The 13,003-nt window shown below is 58.6% G+C and carries 14 protein-coding genes and 1 pseudogene; 10 read left to right on the top strand and 5 right to left on the bottom strand.

Annotated features, from left to right (window positions below; translation table 11 throughout):
• Nucleotides 1-12: 12 nt before the first annotated feature.
• Both AACY07_RS12750 and AACY07_RS12745 read right to left on the bottom strand, forming a co-directional pair.
• Nucleotides 13-1,272: pseudogene (locus tag AACY07_RS12750) on the bottom strand (class I adenylate cyclase); the annotation flags it as partial.
• Nucleotides 1,273-1,437: 165 nt separating this feature from the next.
• Nucleotides 1,438-1,686, bottom strand: coding sequence for a TIGR02647 family protein (locus AACY07_RS12745; RefSeq protein WP_019828271.1), 249 nt, complete (start codon nt 1,684-1,686; stop codon nt 1,438-1,440).
• Between the two features lie 332 nt (nt 1,687-2,018).
• Here AACY07_RS12745 and oscA point away from each other — a divergent pair, with 332 nt between their 5' ends.
• The 5 genes from oscA to AACY07_RS12720 all read left to right on the top strand — a co-directional run bounded on the left by oscA (nt 2,019) and on the right by AACY07_RS12720 (nt 6,062).
• Nucleotides 2,019-2,201, top strand: coding sequence for a sulfur starvation response protein OscA (gene oscA, locus AACY07_RS12740; RefSeq protein ID WP_016782652.1), 183 nt, complete (start codon nt 2,019-2,021; stop codon nt 2,199-2,201).
• A gap of 68 nt (nt 2,202-2,269) precedes the next feature.
• A complete protein-coding gene (locus tag AACY07_RS12735; protein WP_339475051.1) occupies nt 2,270-3,283 on the top strand; it encodes a sulfate ABC transporter substrate-binding protein in 1,014 nt (337 codons plus the stop codon).
• 90 nt (nt 3,284-3,373) lie between these two features.
• Nucleotides 3,374-4,192, top strand: a complete 819-nt coding sequence (gene cysT / locus AACY07_RS12730; RefSeq protein WP_133075024.1) for a sulfate ABC transporter permease subunit CysT — start codon at nt 3,374-3,376, stop codon at nt 4,190-4,192.
• A gap of 13 nt (nt 4,193-4,205) precedes the next feature.
• Entirely contained in the window at nt 4,206-5,078 is an 873-nt protein-coding gene (gene cysW / locus AACY07_RS12725) for a sulfate ABC transporter permease subunit CysW (RefSeq protein WP_133075023.1), read from the top strand.
• Between the two features lie 3 nt (nt 5,079-5,081).
• The gene (locus AACY07_RS12720) at nt 5,082-6,062 is read left to right on the top strand and encodes a sulfate/molybdate ABC transporter ATP-binding protein (RefSeq protein ID WP_133075022.1); all 981 of its coding nucleotides are present in this window, start codon (nt 5,082-5,084) and stop codon (nt 6,060-6,062) included.
• Between the two features lie 112 nt (nt 6,063-6,174).
• Here the strand turns inward: AACY07_RS12720 and AACY07_RS12715 are convergent, their stop codons facing one another.
• Together AACY07_RS12715 and prlC are read right to left on the bottom strand one after the other, a co-directional pair.
• Entirely contained in the window at nt 6,175-6,453 is a 279-nt protein-coding gene (locus AACY07_RS12715) for a YheV family putative zinc ribbon protein (RefSeq protein WP_019828279.1), read from the bottom strand.
• A complete protein-coding gene (gene prlC, locus AACY07_RS12710; protein ID WP_339475048.1) occupies nt 6,450-8,528 on the bottom strand; it encodes an oligopeptidase A in 2,079 nt (692 codons plus the stop codon). Before prlC ends, AACY07_RS12715 begins: the two co-directional genes overlap by 4 nt.
• Before the next feature lie 75 nt (nt 8,529-8,603).
• Here prlC and AACY07_RS12705 point away from each other — a divergent pair, with 75 nt between their 5' ends.
• Nucleotides 8,604-9,152, top strand: a complete 549-nt coding sequence (locus tag AACY07_RS12705) for a gamma carbonic anhydrase family protein (protein ID WP_133075020.1) — start codon at nt 8,604-8,606, stop codon at nt 9,150-9,152.
• A 22-nt stretch (nt 9,153-9,174) separates the two neighbouring features.
• Nucleotides 9,175-9,819, top strand: a complete 645-nt coding sequence (locus tag AACY07_RS12700; RefSeq protein ID WP_339475046.1) for an HAD family hydrolase — start codon at nt 9,175-9,177, stop codon at nt 9,817-9,819.
• Between the two features lie 108 nt (nt 9,820-9,927).
• Here AACY07_RS12700 and AACY07_RS12695 read toward each other — a convergent pair whose 3' ends face one another.
• Nucleotides 9,928-10,407 (bottom strand): Mpo1 family 2-hydroxy fatty acid dioxygenase, encoded by a 480-nt coding sequence (locus AACY07_RS12695; protein ID WP_133075018.1) that lies wholly within the window; start codon nt 10,405-10,407, stop codon nt 9,928-9,930.
• 121 nt (nt 10,408-10,528) lie between these two features.
• Between AACY07_RS12695 and AACY07_RS12690 the strand changes: the two genes are divergently transcribed.
• From AACY07_RS12690 to AACY07_RS12680, 3 genes are all read left to right on the top strand, one after another.
• Nucleotides 10,529-11,110, top strand: coding sequence for an alpha/beta hydrolase (locus AACY07_RS12690; protein ID WP_133075017.1), 582 nt, complete (start codon nt 10,529-10,531; stop codon nt 11,108-11,110).
• 49 nt (nt 11,111-11,159) lie between these two features.
• Nucleotides 11,160-12,068 carry a sigma 54-interacting transcriptional regulator gene (locus AACY07_RS12685; RefSeq protein WP_339475044.1) on the top strand — a complete coding sequence of 303 codons (909 nt, stop codon included), beginning with the start codon at nt 11,160-11,162 and terminating at the stop codon, nt 12,066-12,068.
• Nucleotides 12,069-12,202: 134 nt separating this feature from the next.
• Entirely contained in the window at nt 12,203-12,985 is a 783-nt protein-coding gene (locus AACY07_RS12680; protein ID WP_133075015.1) for a MetQ/NlpA family ABC transporter substrate-binding protein, read from the top strand.
• The last annotated feature ends 18 nt before the right edge of the window (nt 12,986-13,003 follow it).

Raw genomic sequence — 13,003 nt, 5'->3', positions numbered from 1 at the left:
TTCGGTTGATGGCCTCTCGTCGCGCGCAAACGTGCACAAGGACCGGTAGCTGACACTCAGCTCACGGGCCAATGCCCGCAGCTCATGACTGACCTGCTGCGCCCCCCACTGCGAGCGATTGTCGAGCATTGCCAATTGCTGCTCATCCCAGCCCCACTCGCGGGTCAGGCGCTGCAGCAGCAACCGCTGCCACTGCATACCCGTCGCGCCACTGCTCAGCGTGTGGCCGACCTTCAGGTACAGGCTGCGGCGAACCAGTTCCAGACGCTGCAACTCGCCGCGCCCCTGCAGGTACTGCTCGATTCGCCGGTACACCACCACGTAGGGGTCCAGCTCATCCAGGTCGAGCCGATCGGCGTACACCCTCTTCTTGAACCCCATACTCAGACAGTTCACCCGTGGGTGCTCGCTGGCATACACCTCGACCAGCAACAGCTTGAGCACTGACTTGTACGGCGACTCAATGCCCTTGAACAATTGCCACAGCCCGGCGCCCAGCAGTTCTGCGGGGGCAATCTGCGCCAGATGCCCGAGATCAATGGTTTCATCGCGACCCACAACGTCATTGGCCAATAGCCCTTGGGCACATTCGGCGTAGCGAGCCTCCTGATGTGCTGGCACCCACCACCACATCGGCGTACGCCCCGCGAGCCAGATAGCGGTGCGATAAAACTCATCCAGCAACAACCTGTTGCGAGGCTCTGCACTCCCGTCGTTGCTCGGTTGAGATTCACATTCGCCCTGGGCGAAACGCTGCGCATCAATCAGAAAAAAATGCGCTTCAACCCCCAGGCTTGCCGCCCAGACTTCCAGCCGTCGACATTTTTTGCGCAACGCCGCCACCGCCATGTCGCTCAAGTCCGGCCCCAGACAAATCCACACGTCCATATCGCTTTGATCGGTCTGGGCCAAAGTGCCCAGACTGCCCATCAAAAAAAGCCCATGAATCGGTTTTGAAGCGCAGGCGCGGCCCGTGCTGCAGGAAAAGTCCCGGATCAGTTGCTGCGCTGCGCCAAGGGTGGAGGCGTCAGGTTCATAGCCCGACACCCCGGCCGGGGTGCAGTCCGAAACATAGCCGGGCAACAGCGGGTGATTCACGTGGAAGCACAGCGCCAACAGCCTCAGCAGCGATTGCTGATGGGGTGCCAGGCCTTCCATTGCACGGGCCATGCGACCCTGATTGACGGTGAGAAACCGCCCACGAAGTTGCAGGAGAGTCTGTCGCTCGACTCCATCGCTCGGCATGGGGAGTGTTTCAGGAGGGCACGTCATTTCACGCTCAGACCGGCTCGCCACAAGACAAAAGGGAGGGGGAGTCTACAGCCAGCCGTATCAAAGACTCAGGAGGAATGGGTGTTTGAGGTCAGAATTTTACTGCGCGAAGAAGTGTGCCCGCGGAATCATTGATCGTTCAGATCCCGAGGGCGCGGCGTGGCGTCAGGCGATTTCTTTGGACTCTACAAGAATTGTCAGCAGTACTTGAACACTCTGAGCAGCATCACGGCCCAGGCTAGTCAGGTAACCGCCATCGGGTTGGTCAATGAGCTTCTTGTCATACAAACGACGTGCAGCAGCCACTTTTTCGGGTGCCGCGTGTTGATGGATCTTCAGGCCCTCAAGGGTACTTTCCAAGTCAAACAGTGCAAGGACTTCCAGTTCGGCAACCAACTCAGGGGTAAACGACATAAAGACTCCAGACTATGCAGGAAAAGACGACAGCCGCTCTAAGGTGATCGCACTCGCGCTGACTGTCCAGTGACAGTTCCCACCTTTATAAAACAGCCTGTCGTTATAAGGCAGTTGGAGTGTAGTCGCTGCCGAGGCACGAAGGCTGCGAGCTTTGGATATTTAAGTGCTCGCAGCCTTCGTTCCTCGGCAGCGACTACGGACGACAGGACCGTTTTTAACTTTCAGTTATATAAACATTCTTAAATAGTATTTTTAAGAATATCCCTGCCTCACTACTATTGCCCTACGCCAGCATCCCTGTCGGCACCCATATTTTCAGGAGCAGCACCATGAGCGCATCTCTGCGTAGCGTTGACGGCCAGGACGAAGCAACCATCCTTCGGGAAATCCAGAGCGCGCTGCGAGACCTGCGCTTTGGTGCTGTTGAAATCACTGTGCACAACGCTCAAGTGGTTCAGATCGAACGTAAAGAAAAATTCCGTCTGCAAAACCCGAGTCAAAAAAACGCCTGATCAATAGAAAGCGCATTCACGCGAGTGCGCCTCATAAAAAAACTAGAAAAAGCTTTGGAGCCTCACCTATGTCCCTACGCCGTTACGCTTTGGCCGCGCTGGCCAGTGCCATTTTTGCTGGCTCCGCTGTAGCCAAAGATTATGAGTTGCTCAACGTTTCCTACGATCCGACTCGCGAGCTGTACCAGGATTACAACACCGAATTCACCAACTTCTGGAAAGCCAGCCACCCCGGCGATAACGTCAAAATCCAGCAATCCCACGGCGGCTCGGGCAAACAGGCTCGCGGCGTGATCGACGGCCTGCGTGCCGACGTCGTGACCCTGGCCCTGGCCGGTGACATTGACGAAATCGCCAAACTCAACAAAGGCTCGCTGCCGGAAAACTGGCAAACCCGCCTGCCGGACGCCAGCACCCCGTACACCTCGACCATCGTGTTCCTGGTACGCAAGGGCAACCCTAAAGGCATCAAGGACTGGGGCGACCTGACCAAAGAAGGCGTATCGGTCATTACCCCGAACCCTAAAACCAGCGGCGGCGCTCGCTGGAACTTCCTTGCGGCATACGCCTACGGCCTTAAAGCCAACGGTGGTAACGAGGAAAAAGCCAAAGAATACGTAAAAGAGCTGTTCAAACACGTACCCGTGCTGGATACCGGCGCACGCGGTTCGACCATTACCTTCGTCAACAACGGTCAGGGTGACGTGTTGCTGGCCTGGGAAAACGAAGCGTTCCTGGCACTCAAGGAAGACGGTGGCGGTGACAAGTTCGATATCGTCGTGCCTTCGCTGTCGATTCTGGCTGAGCCACCGGTGGCTGTAGTCGACAAAAACGCCGAGAAAAAAGGCAACTCCGAAATCGCCAAAGCCTACCTGGAACACCTCTACAGCCCGGCTGGCCAGGAAATCGCGGCGAAGAACTTCTACCGTCCACGTGACGCGGCAGTTGCAGCCAAATACGCCAAACAATTTCCGAAACTGGAACTGGTGACTATCGACAAAGACTTCGGTGGCTGGAAAACTGCGCAGCCGAAATTCTTTAATGACGGCGGCGTGTTCGACCAGATTTACCAGGCGCAATAACCTGCGGGGCGGGCCTTCGGGCCACGCTTAAAGCTAGAACATCAGGCCCGCAATTGGTTGCGGGCCTCGTGCGTTAACCCAAGGACTTTTATGTCGCGTCGTATCTCCCCCGTCATACCCGGCTTCGGGCTGACGCTGGGCTACACCTTGGTGTACCTCAGCCTGATTGTGCTCATTCCACTGGCGGCGATGTTCGTGCATGCCGCTCAACTGACCTGGGACCAGTTCTGGGCCATCATCACCGCTCCACGGGTGCTGGCTGCGCTGCAACTGAGCTTTGGTACCGCCTTTGTCGCGGCCATCATCAACGGCATCATCGGCACCGTGCTGGCCTGGGTGCTGGTGCGTTATACCTTCCCGGGACGCAAGGTCATCGACGCCATGATCGACCTGCCGTTTGCCCTGCCGACCGCCGTCGCCGGTATCGCCCTGACCGCCCTGTACGCTCCCAACGGCTGGATTGGCCAGTTCGCCACCGACCTGGGCTTCAAGATCGCCTACACCCCGATGGGTATCACCCTGGCACTGACCTTCGTCACCCTGCCGTTTGTGGTGCGTACGGTGCAGCCGGTACTGGCCGATATTCCGCGAGAAATCGAAGAAGCGGCTGCCTGCCTGGGCGCCAAGCCGCTGCAGGTGTTCCGCTACATTCTGGTACCAGCCCTGCTGCCTGCCTGGCTGACCGGCTTTGCCCTGGCGTTTGCCCGAGGTGTCGGTGAGTACGGCTCGGTGATTTTCATCGCGGGTAACATGCCGTTTAAAACCGAAATCCTGCCGTTGCTGATCATGGTCAAGCTGGACCAATACGACTACACCGGTGCCACGGCCATTGGCGTGATGATGCTGGTGGTTTCCTTCATTTTGCTGCTGATCATCAACTTGATTCAGCGCCGCATCGAAAAACCGTGAAGGAGGCCTGACCATGTCCAGTTCAACACCAAGTGCCTCATCCGTAGCCAACGCCGCCCGCCGGGGGAGCCCGACGTCGCGGCGCCTGCTGATCGGTTTCGGCTGGTTGTTTTTCATCCTGTTCCTGCTGCTGCCGCTGCTGATCGTGGTGTCCCAGGGTTTGAAAATGGGGATCGGCACGTTCGTCGACGCCATCATCGAACCCGACGCCTTGTCAGCCCTGAAGCTCACCATCATTGCGGTGGTGATTTCCGTTCCGCTGAACGTGGTATTCGGCGTCAGCGCGGCCTGGTGCGTGAGCAAATACAGCTTTCGCGGCAAGAGTATCCTGGTCACGCTGATCGACCTGCCGTTCTCGGTCTCGCCGGTGATCGCCGGTCTGGTCTACGTGCTGATGTTTGGCGCCCAGGGCTTCTTCGGCAAGTGGCTGCAAGAGCACGACATCCAGATCGTCTTCGCCTTGCCGGGCATCGTGCTGGCAACCATCTTCGTCACCGTACCGTTTGTGGCCCGTGAACTGATCCCGCTGATGCAGGAGCAGGGCACCCAGGAAGAAGAAGCCGCACGCCTGCTGGGCGCCAACGGCTGGCAGATGTTCTGGCACGTGACCGTACCCAATATCAAATGGGGCCTGATCTACGGCGTGGTGCTGTGTACTGCACGGGCGATGGGTGAGTTCGGTGCGGTGTCGGTGGTTTCCGGGCACATTCGCGGGGTGACCAACACGCTGCCGTTGCACGTCGAGATCCTCTACAACGAATACAACCACGTTGCCGCCTTCGCTGTGGCGACCCTGTTGCTGATTATGGCGCTCTTCATCCTGCTGCTTAAGCAGTGGAGCGAATCCCGTATTAACCGCCTGCGCGCCAGCGCCGCGGAGGAATAAACCATGTCGATCGAAGTCCGTAACGTCAGCAAGAACTTCAACGCCTTCAAGGCGCTGAACAGCATCAACCTGGATATCCACAGCGGCGAACTGGTCGCCCTGCTCGGCCCGTCGGGCTGCGGCAAAACCACCTTGCTGCGCATCATCGCCGGCCTGGAAACCCCGGACGAAGGCAACATCGTGTTCCACGGTGAAGACGTCTCGGGGCACGACGTGCGTGATCGTAACGTCGGTTTTGTGTTCCAGCATTACGCGTTGTTCCGCCACATGACGGTGTTCGACAACGTCGCTTTCGGCCTGCGCATGAAGCCGAAAAAGGAACGCCCGAGCGAAACCCGCATCGCCGAAAAAGTCCACGAACTGCTGAACATGGTGCAACTGGACTGGTTGTCGGATCGCTACCCTGAGCAGCTCTCAGGCGGTCAGCGCCAGCGTATCGCCCTGGCCCGTGCACTGGCCGTAGAACCCAAGGTACTGCTGCTGGACGAACCGTTCGGCGCGCTGGACGCCAAGGTCCGTAAAGAGCTGCGCCGCTGGTTGGCGCGCCTGCACGAAGACATCAACCTGACCTCGGTATTCGTGACCCACGACCAGGAAGAAGCCATGGAAGTGGCCGACCGTATCGTGGTGATGAACAAGGGCGTGATCGAGCAGATCGGCTCACCGGGCGAAGTCTACGAAAACCCGGCCAGCGATTTTGTTTACCACTTCCTGGGCGACTCCAACCGCCTGCACATCGGTGAAGATCAGCACCTGCTGTTCCGTCCGCACGAAGTGTCGTTGTCCCGTCACGAGATCGAAGACCACCATGCCGCGCAGGTACGCGACATCCGCCCATTGGGCGCGACCACCCGGGTGACATTGAAAGTAGAAGGGCAAAGCGAGTTGATCGAAGTTGAAGTGGTCAAGGACCACGACAGCCTGACCAATCTGGCGCGCGGCGAGACGTTGTTCTTCAAGCCGAAGGTATGGCAGAAGGCGTAAGCCCACTGCCCTTGTGGGAGCGGGCTTGCTCGCGATGGCAGCAACGTGGTTTCAAGATAAACCGCGTCGGTTGCATCGCGAGCAAGCCCACTGCCACAGTTTCAGAGTGGATCTAAGGCTTTTTCAGCTTCGGATTCGGAAAAAACTGCACCGCCTGCACTTTAGGGTCCGGTGCTTTTTTCAACGCCGAAACATTGACCCGCGTACCCAATTCCTTGGGCACCGACAAACCTTGTTCATTCAACGTATCCGAATAACCGCAGGCCACACATTCGCGGTGCGGCACTTCGTCTTCGTTCCACATCATCAACTTGTCGGGCTCGCTGCACGCCGGGCAGACAGCCCCGGCGATAAAGCGTTTTTTGGTCACATTCACAGGTGCATCACTCATGCCGCCGAATCCTCAGTCAGGCCGCTGTGGCGCAACAGCGCGTCAATCGACGGCTCACGACCACGGAAGTCCTTGAACAGCTCCATTGGAGCCTTCGAACCGCCACGGGCCAGAATCGCCTGACGGAACGCCTTGCCGGTGTGCGGGTTGAATACGCCTTCTTCTTCAAAGCGCGAGAACGCATCGGCCGACAGCACTTCAGCCCACTTGTAGCTGTAGTAACCCGCTGCGTAACCACCGGCAAAAATATGCGCAAAGCTGTTGGGGAAGCGGTTGTACGCCGGTGGGCGCATGACCGAAACCTCGTCGCGGATGCCGTCCAGCACCTGCGCCACACTGCGACCGTCACCGTGGGTGGCGTGCAGCTCGAAGTCGAACAGGGAGAACTCCAGCTGGCGAACCATCATCAGCCCGGACTGGAAGTTCTTGGCGGCGAGCATCTTGTCCAGCAGGTCTTTGGGCAATGCTTCGCCGGTTTCGTAATGGCTGGAAATCAGCGCCAGGCCTTCAGGCTCCCAGCACCAGTTTTCCATGAACTGGCTCGGCAACTCGACCGCATCCCAGGCCACGCCGTTGATGCCCGATACGCCCGCGTGTTCGATTTCGGTCAGCATGTGGTGCAAGCCGTGGCCGAACTCGTGGAACAAGGTGGTCACTTCATCATGGGTCAACAGCGCAGGCTTGCCCGCAACCGCCGGGGTGAAGTTGCACACAAGGTTCGCCACCGGGCTTTGCAGCGTGCCGGCTGCCGTGCGACGACGGTCGCGGGCGCCGTCCATCCAGGCACCGCCGCGCTTGTTGGCACGGGCATAGAGGTCAAAGAAGAAGCGCCCGATGTGCTGGTCGTTTTCCTTGATTTCGAACAGGCGAACATCCGGGTGCCAGGTGTCGAAGCCTTTGATTTCGGCAATCTCGATCCCGTACAACTTCTGCACAATGGCAAACAGGCCGCCCAGTACCTTGTCGATCGGGAAGTAGGCACGCAGTGCCTCTTGCGACACGCTGTAGCGCTGCTCGCGCAGTTTCTCGCCGAAGAAGCCTGTGTCCCAGCTTTTAAGCTCCGGGGTGCCTTGCTCGGCGGCGTAGGCTTGCAGCTGCTCAAGGTCGCGAGCGGCAAATGGCTTGCTGCGCTTGGCCAGATCGCGCAGGAAGGTCAGCACCTGATCCGGTGACTCGGCCATTTTGGTGGCCAGGCTCAGCTCTGCAAAACTGCCAAAACCCAGAAGTTTTGCCAGTTCCTGACGCAGGTCGAGGATTTCTTCCATGACCGGGCCGTTGTCGAACTTGCCGGCATTCGGGCCTTGATCTGACGCCCGGGTGCAATACGCGGCATAGACTTCTTCGCGCAGGGCGCGGTCCTGTGCGTAGGTCATGACCGGGAAGTAGCTCGGGAACTCCAGACTGATCAGCCAGCCGTCCAGGCCTTTGGCCTGTGCAGCAGCGGCCATTTGCGCCTTGGCCGAATCGGTCAGGCCCGCCAGTGCGGCTTCATCGGTGATGTGCTTGGTCCAGGCCTGGGTCGCGTCCAGCAACTGGTTGGAGAACTTGCTGCCCAGTTCCGACAGCTTGCTCTGGACTTCGGCATAACGCTTTTGCTCAGCCTCCGGCAGGTCAATACCCGACAGGCGGAAGTCACGCAGCGAGTGCTCAAGAATGGTTTTTTGCGCCTGGTCGAAACCAGCCACTTGCGGGCTGTGGGCCAACGCTTCGAAGGCCTGGAACAGTTCGCGGTTCTGGCCCATCTCGGTGGAATAGGCGCTCAAGGCAGGCAAGCAAGCCTCATAGGCTTCACGCAGTTCGCTGCTGTTGCACACCGCGTTAAGGTGGCTGACCGGGCTCCAGGCCGCGCCCAGTCGGTCATTCAGCTCATCCATCGCCAACACCAGACCCGCCCATGTCGGGTTCTGGCCCTGGTCTTTGAGGATGTTTTGAATGCCTACACGGTTGTCGGCGAGGATCTGTTCGATGGCCGGCTGTACGTGCTCAGGACGGATCGCCGAGAACGGCGGCAGGTCGTAGGGCTGCAAAAGAGGGTTGTTCTCGCTCACGTTTGGCACCTTGGCTTGAAGAAACATTGGGCCATCTTAATTACAATCGACGCACTGCGCAGCAATCAGCCCCGCTATCACTGCTAAAGAAGGAAGCTATTCGTGTCCATTCGTCCGTTCCAGCAGCACACACCGACCCTGGGCGAGCGCGCCTTTGTTGACCGCTCGGCAGTGGTGATCGGCGACGTCGAGATCGGCGACGACAGTTCTATCTGGCCGCTGACCGTGATTCGCGGCGACATGCACCGCATCCGCATCGGTGCACGCACCAGCGTTCAAGACGGCTGCGTGCTCCACATCACCCACGCAGGCCCGTTCAACCCCGAGGGTTTCCCGCTGCTGATCGGCGATGACGTGACCATCGCCCACAAAGTCATGCTGCACGGCTGTCACGTGGGAAACCGGATCCTGATCGGCATGGGCAGCATCGTGATGGACGGCGCCATTATTGAAGACGACGTGATCGTGGGTGCAGGCAGCCTGGTGCCACCGGGCAAGCGATTGGCCAGCGGTTTTCTGTATGTGGGCAGCCCGGTCAAACAGGTGCGCGAACTGACCGAAAAAGAAAAAGCCTTCTTCACCTACAGCGCGGGCAATTACGTAAAGCTCAAGGACCAGCATTTGGCCGAAGGCTACGACCAGCCCGTTTAAGTCACCTATTCTGGAGCTCTGCATGCATTACCAAAACGTATTGTTCGACCTTGACGGCACCCTGACCGACCCACGGGAAGGCATCACCCGCTCGATCCAGTTCGGCCTGGGCAAGCTGGGCATTGACGAGCCTGATCTCACCCAGCTTGAGCACTTTATCGGGCCGCCGCTGCTGCAGCAGTTCATGGCCACCTATGGCTTTGACGAAGCAAAGGCGTGGGAAGCGATGGGTTTCTACCGCGAGCGTTTTGCCGTGACCGGGTTGTATGAAAACCACGTATTCGAGGGTGTCACACCTTTGCTTGAAGAGCTGGTGGCGCAGGGTCGCCAACTGTTTATCGCCACGTCAAAACCCCATGTGTATGCCCGTGAAATCGCCCGTCACTTTGATTTCGCCAAGTACTTCAACGTGATTTACGGCAGCGAACTGGATGGCACCCGCACCAACAAGGTCGAGCTGATTGCTCACTTGATCAGCGAGCAAGGACTGGACCCCGCCCAGACCCTGATGATCGGCGACCGCAAGCACGATTTGATCGGTGCCCGCGACAACGGCATGGACGCAGCGGCTGTGGGTTATGGCTTTGGCAGTTTCGAAGAACTGAACTCGTTTGCGCCCAAATACCACTTTGAAACGCTGGCGCAACTGCATCAGGCGTTCAAGTAACCCCGGACGGGTAGTCGCTGACGAGATACGAAGGCTGCGAGGGGATCTGCATGGATCTCAGGGAAACGGCGGGCTGCGCCCCCCTTCGCAGCCTTCGGCAGCGACTACCTATGCTCTGCGCAGCTCGATCGCGCGGCGCAAATCTTCGCGCCAGCCCAGCAGAAAACCCAGCTCCACCACCACAAACAGCGGCCCCACGATCAGCCCGGTCACGTCATCGATAAACGCCGGTTTACGCCCCTCGTAGTAATGCCCCACAAACTGGAACACCCAGCCCACGACAAATAAACCCACGCCCCAGCCCAGCCAGGCGGCGGTGCTCAACGCCGCCAGCGTATGCCCCAGCCAGACGCTCAACCCCAGCAGCACCGTCATCAACACCCCCAGACGCAGCTCAAGGCGCAGATAAAACACCGCGCTGGCCAGCATCACCAGCACCGCCGGGGAAATACCTGCCCATTGCGGACGCGATAGCAGCGTCGCCACGGCAATCACAATCAGCGGAATACCCACGAAATGGGTGGCGATATTGTGCGGATCACGGTGATAGGCAGCATATTGGCTCAGATGGTCGACCAGGCTTTTCATGGCGCAGAACCCTCACTATCTTATTTTTGGTTATAAACAAATAGCTTCTTATTCCTTAGCGAATCTAAAAACCGTCCCTATACTGACTCGGTAACACACATACCGCTGGAGGCGCAGACCCATGGGCAACGATTCGATTCGCTATTTGATAGTGCCGGGCTGGCAAGGTTCGTCCGACGATCATTGGCAAACCCACTGGCAAAACAGCTTACCGAACAGTGCCCGGGTGGAGCAGGCCGACTGGCTCACGCCTCGGCGCGAAGACTGGATCGCTGCCTTGGCCGAAGCCATTGCCGCCGACAGCACCCCCGTGATTCTGATTGCCCACAGCCTGGGTTGCATCACGGTAGCCCATTGGGCCGAGCGTGCGCCAGAAAGCCTGCTTGGCCAAGTGCGCGGCGCGTTGCTGGTGGCCCCGGCAGATGTCGAACGTCCCGCCTGTGCGCCCGCCTTGCGCAACTTTGCCCCTATCCCGAGCCAGCCTTTGCCGTTCCCCAGCCAGATTGTCACCTCGGATAACGATGGGGCGGTCAGTGCGCCACGGGCGATGGAGTTCGCCCGCCAGTGGGGCGCCGAAATTGGCGTGATCAGCGGCGCTGGGCATATCAACGTCAAATCCGGACACCAGCGCTGGGAGCAAGGCTTCGCCTTTTTGTACCGCCTACAAACCCGCATTGAGCACGGTGCCCTGCGCCGAGCATGAATTTCTGAAACGCCCGCGCCCACCCAACGGCTGCGGGTGGGAGCCTGTCATGAGCCTGCATGAAACTTTTGGCCAGCCATTGCTGACCTTTCCCGACGCGGAAAAAAGCCCGCTGAGCATTCGCGCCAAGGCGCTGGTGTTTGTCGACCCTCGCTCACGCACACTGCGCAACGATCTGGAACTGTTGGCGCCCCGTGCGCTACCGGTGTTGATTCGTGGCGAAACCGGCAGCGGCAAGGAACTGCTGGCCCGGCATATCCACCGCGCCAGCGACCGCACCGGCTTGTTCGTGTCGGTCAACTGCGGCGCGATCAGCCCCACCTACGCAGACGCCGAACTGTTCGGCTATGCCGCCGGAGCACACAACAGTTCGGCCAGCAGCCGCGCCGGCTGGTTTGGCTCGGCCAATGGCGGCACCCTGTATCTGGACGAAATTGGTGACTTGCCCCTGGCGATTCAGATCAAGCTGCTGGCGGCTCTGGAAACCCACGAAGTCACTCGCGTAGGCGCCCATCAACCCAGCCCTGTGGACGTGCGCCTGGTGGCGGCCACCAGCATCGATCTGGCGCAGGCGGTCAGTGCCGGCAAATTCCACGAGCGGCTGTATCACTACCTCAGCGAAGGAAAGCTGGAGTTACCCGCCTTGCGCGAACGGCCCGGTGACATTCTTTCGCTGGCCGAATACTTTTTAGGCATCTACAGCCAGCGCCTGAACCTGCCCGTACCGTTTATCAGCGACGGCGCGCAGCGGGTCCTTGAGCGCTACAGCTGGCCGGGCAACACCCGGGAGCTGGAAAACGTGATTCATTTTGCGCTGTTGGTCAGCACCGGCGACGAGATCCAGCCCGAGCACCTGAACCTGCCCGACGCACTGAGCCAGATTGAGCTGTTTATCAAGGGGGCGACAGGACAGGAGTTGGCGGCAATCAAGCAATTGCTCCCACAGGCTTTGAGCTGAATAAAACTCAAGCGAACAAAAAGGCATAACAAGCTGAATAAAAGTTATTGTTCTGGAATAAAGAATCTCGGTATTGTTTGTTTCGTCTTCCAATAAAACCGTCCTGCGAACGGTCACACACTTAAGGGTATTGCATGAAAAAGGTTCTGTTGTTTACCGCATTGGCGGCTGCTCTGACGGCAGGCCTGGCACAGGCTGGCGAAAAACTGGTGGTGGCTGCCACCCCTGTTCCCCACGCCGAAATCCTTGAGCTGATCAAACCGACCCTCGCCAAAGAAGGTGTGGATCTGGAAATCAAAGTGTTCACCGACTACGTGCAACCTAACGTCCAGGTTGCCGAGAAACACCTGGATGCCAACTACTTCCAGACCCTGCCTTACCTCGAAAGCTTCAATAAAGGTAAAGGCACCAATCTGCAAACTGTGATCGGCGTTCACGTTGAACCGTTCGGCGGCTACTCGAAAAAAATCAAACACCTGTCCGAGCTTAAAGACGGCGCAACCATCGCCATCCCTAACGAAGGCAGCAACAGCGGTCGTGCGTTGATCCTGCTGCAAAAGGCCGGCCTGATCGAACTCAAAGACCCGACCAACGCTGTGTCCACCCCAAAAGACATCGCCAAGAACCCGCACAACTTCAAGTTCAAAGAGCTTGAGTCGGCACTGCTGCCACGGGTACTGGACCAGGTCGACCTGGACATGATCAACACCAACTACGCGCTGGAAGCTGGCCTGAACCCGGCCACCGACGCACTGATCATCGAAGGTGCTGACTCACCGTACGTGAACTTCCTGGTCGCCCGTCCGGACAACAAGGACAGCCCGGCCATCCAGAAGCTGGCCAAAGCCCTGACCAGCCCGGAAGTAAAAGCCTTTATCGCTGAAAAATACAAAGGCGCGGTGCTGCCAGCGTTCTGATCAAGCACACGTTCCACT

Origin of the sequence: Pseudomonas sp. RL_5y_Pfl2_69 (assembly GCF_963970465.1) — a bacterium.
In the GTDB taxonomy this organism is placed as follows: Bacteria; Pseudomonadota; Gammaproteobacteria; order Pseudomonadales; family Pseudomonadaceae; genus Aquipseudomonas.
This window is presented reverse-complemented; position numbering and strand designations above follow the sequence as displayed.

What these genes read in the sequence shown, in the direction of transcription:
- AACY07_RS12745 (WP_019828271.1), bottom strand. Translation starts at nt 1,686, where the DNA reads ATGTCGTTTACCCCTGAGTTGGTTGCCGAACTGGAAGTCCTTGCACTG.
- oscA (WP_016782652.1), top strand. Translation starts at nt 2,019, where the DNA reads ATGAGCGCATCTCTGCGTAGCGTTGACGGCCAGGACGAAGCAACCATC.
- AACY07_RS12735 (WP_339475051.1), top strand. Translation starts at nt 2,270, where the DNA reads ATGTCCCTACGCCGTTACGCTTTGGCCGCGCTGGCCAGTGCCATTTTT.
- cysT (WP_133075024.1), top strand. Translation starts at nt 3,374, where the DNA reads ATGTCGCGTCGTATCTCCCCCGTCATACCCGGCTTCGGGCTGACGCTG.
- cysW (WP_133075023.1), top strand. Translation starts at nt 4,206, where the DNA reads ATGTCCAGTTCAACACCAAGTGCCTCATCCGTAGCCAACGCCGCCCGC.
- AACY07_RS12720 (WP_133075022.1), top strand. Translation starts at nt 5,082, where the DNA reads ATGTCGATCGAAGTCCGTAACGTCAGCAAGAACTTCAACGCCTTCAAG.
- AACY07_RS12715 (WP_019828279.1), bottom strand. Translation starts at nt 6,453, where the DNA reads ATGAGTGATGCACCTGTGAATGTGACCAAAAAACGCTTTATCGCCGGG.
- prlC (WP_339475048.1), bottom strand. Translation starts at nt 8,528, where the DNA reads ATGTTTCTTCAAGCCAAGGTGCCAAACGTGAGCGAGAACAACCCTCTT.
- AACY07_RS12700 (WP_339475046.1), top strand. Translation starts at nt 9,175, where the DNA reads ATGCATTACCAAAACGTATTGTTCGACCTTGACGGCACCCTGACCGAC.
- AACY07_RS12695 (WP_133075018.1), bottom strand. Translation starts at nt 10,407, where the DNA reads ATGAAAAGCCTGGTCGACCATCTGAGCCAATATGCTGCCTATCACCGT.
- AACY07_RS12690 (WP_133075017.1), top strand. Translation starts at nt 10,529, where the DNA reads ATGGGCAACGATTCGATTCGCTATTTGATAGTGCCGGGCTGGCAAGGT.
- AACY07_RS12685 (WP_339475044.1), top strand. Translation starts at nt 11,160, where the DNA reads ATGAGCCTGCATGAAACTTTTGGCCAGCCATTGCTGACCTTTCCCGAC.
- AACY07_RS12680 (WP_133075015.1), top strand. Translation starts at nt 12,203, where the DNA reads ATGAAAAAGGTTCTGTTGTTTACCGCATTGGCGGCTGCTCTGACGGCA.